This window comes from Sulfurimonas sp., assembly GCF_016744025.1.
GTDB lineage: Bacteria > Campylobacterota > Campylobacteria > Campylobacterales > Sulfurimonadaceae > Sulfurimonas.
This window is the reverse complement of sequence record NZ_JADGFC010000233.1, coordinates 1-2,068: the sequence shown is the minus strand read 5'-3', so window position 1 is coordinate 2,068 and position 2,068 is coordinate 1. Positions and strand designations below refer to the sequence as shown.

The 2,068-nt window shown below is 29.3% G+C and carries 4 protein-coding genes; all 4 read left to right on the top strand.

Annotation, left to right across the window (positions count from 1 at the left end):
• Positions 1 to 586, top strand: a 586-nt coding sequence (locus tag QZZ48_RS15575; RefSeq protein ID WP_294967172.1) for an ATP-grasp domain-containing protein, incomplete at its 5' end; no start/stop codon positions are given.
• Between the two features lie 37 nt (positions 587 to 623).
• Positions 624 to 773 (top strand): hypothetical protein, encoded by a 150-nt coding sequence (locus QZZ48_RS15570; RefSeq protein WP_294967171.1) that lies wholly within the window; start codon positions 624 to 626, stop codon positions 771 to 773.
• A gap of 103 nt (positions 774 to 876) precedes the next feature.
• Positions 877 to 1,563, top strand: coding sequence for an AzlC family ABC transporter permease (locus QZZ48_RS15565; protein ID WP_294967170.1), 687 nt, complete (start codon positions 877 to 879; stop codon positions 1,561 to 1,563).
• Positions 1,553 to 1,879 carry an AzlD domain-containing protein gene (locus QZZ48_RS15560; RefSeq protein WP_294967169.1) on the top strand — a complete coding sequence of 109 codons (327 nt, stop codon included), beginning with the start codon at positions 1,553 to 1,555 and terminating at the stop codon, positions 1,877 to 1,879. The genes QZZ48_RS15565 and QZZ48_RS15560 overlap by 11 nt, the downstream gene beginning before the upstream one ends.
• The last annotated feature ends 189 nt before the right edge of the window (positions 1,880 to 2,068 follow it).

Here is a 2,068-nt window from a genome sequence, read left to right as displayed (position 1 = left end):
ATATACACGAGATTATGACATTCCTATTAACTACCCTTTATTTCTAAAACCATCAGATGCAGCAAATGGTAATGGAGTTGATGAATTTTCTTTTGTAAATAATTTCTCTGAATTTGAAAAAAAAGTATCTTCTTTATATGAAATGTACCAGCTTCCTATTTTGGTAGAAGAGTATTTAGATGGACAAGAGTTTACTGTGGCTATGTTAAAAACAAAATGTGGAAACCTATTAGTTTCATCTGTTGAAGTTATACCACCTAAAGCAAACAATGGTGTTAGAGTTATTGGAGAGAAAATAGTTGAAAGTGATCCAGAAGGTCTTAAACTAATCAAAGATAACACTGTAATGGATAGAGTGAAAAAACTTGCAATAGATGTTTATATGGACTTAGAAATAAGAGACTATGCAAGAATAGATATTAAGAGTAATAAAAGCGGACAATGTTACTTTCTTGAAGCGAACCTTGTTCCTGGCATGACAAATGGTTCTAGTTACTTTCCAAAAGCATTTGAGATGGAACTTGGACTTAGTTATGATAAAGTTATACAACACATCGTAGATGAAGGTATAAGTAGAGTTATCTAGAACTTTATTTATTAAATATTAAAAAAAAGGATTATTAATGGCAAAAACAAATTATAGTTATGAAAAACGTGCACGTGAGATAGAAAAACAAAAGAAAAAAGAAGAAAAGCGTAAGAAAAAACAGATTCAAAATGACGATGGAACTCAAGAAGATACGCAAGCACCTACCCAAGAGTCAAATACTTAGACTCTTCGCAGGCTAATTTCTTATACATAGTCTGCATCTCTACAAAAACTTATCAAATTTCTCTAATATTTTTTAGATTAAAACTAAAGGAAAAATACTATCCATGTATACAAATGAGTTTAAAAAAGCATTGTCTATTTCTGTTCCCGTTATGATGGGTTACTTAGTTTTAGGTTTTGCTTTTGGGTTATTATTGGCCTCTTTTAATTATGATTGGTACTTAGCTCCAATTATGTCTATCTTTATATATGCAGGTGCTTTACAGTTTGTCGCAATTGGTTTTTTTAATGCAAAACTTGGTCTGATTGATATTGCGATTGCATCTCTGTTTGTAAATATAAGACAATCATTTTACGGTTTGTCATTTCTAAAAAGATTTAGAGATACTGGCAAAATCAAACAGTACTTGATTTTTGGGTTAACAGATGAAACATATGCACTTCTGACGACAATAAAAGATGAAGAGGGTTTGTCTAAAAAATATTTTTACTTTTTTTTAACAATGCTAAATCAATCTTACTGGGTTCTTGGCTCAACGGTAGGAGCAATAATTGGCTCTAATATCTCTTTTAATACACAAGGACTAGAGTTTTCTCTAACAGCTTTATTTGTAGTTTTATGCATAGAACAATATAAAAATCTAAAAAATATATATCCATTTTTGATTGGTGGTTTTGCTTCTGTAACATCCATGATTTTTGTTCCAACAGACAAGATGCTAATCGCTTCTATTATTATTGCTATGATTATTCTGCTCTTTGCACAAAAGAAAGTTCAAAATGAACAATAATGAAATATATTTAGCCATCTTGGTTATGGCCGGAGTAAATTATTTTACAAGAATATTTCCATTTATATTTTTTAGAAAAAAAGAACCTCCAAAAATTATAGTTTATATAGAAAATTATTTTCCACCTGTAATTATGAGTATTTTAATTATCTACTCTCTTAAAGACATAAACTTTTTAGCAATGCCTTATGGACTCAGAGAGATTGGTGCTGTACTGATTACAGTTGCTCTGCATCTAAAGTTTAATAATTATCTTGTATCTATAATCAGTGGAACTATTTTTTATATGTTTTTGATTCAATATTTTCATATATGAAAGTATATGTTCTTGAGTCATAAAACAACCAATATTTAACATTAAATCTTCTAATATATTCTGATAATTATTAAATGAAATAAAAATTTGATAACTATAATGGTTCCCTTTTTCAAGACCAGTAAAACAAGTTTTCTTATTTCACCTCTTTACGATACCAGTGGTAACAGTTTTTGTCTCCTAGGGTCT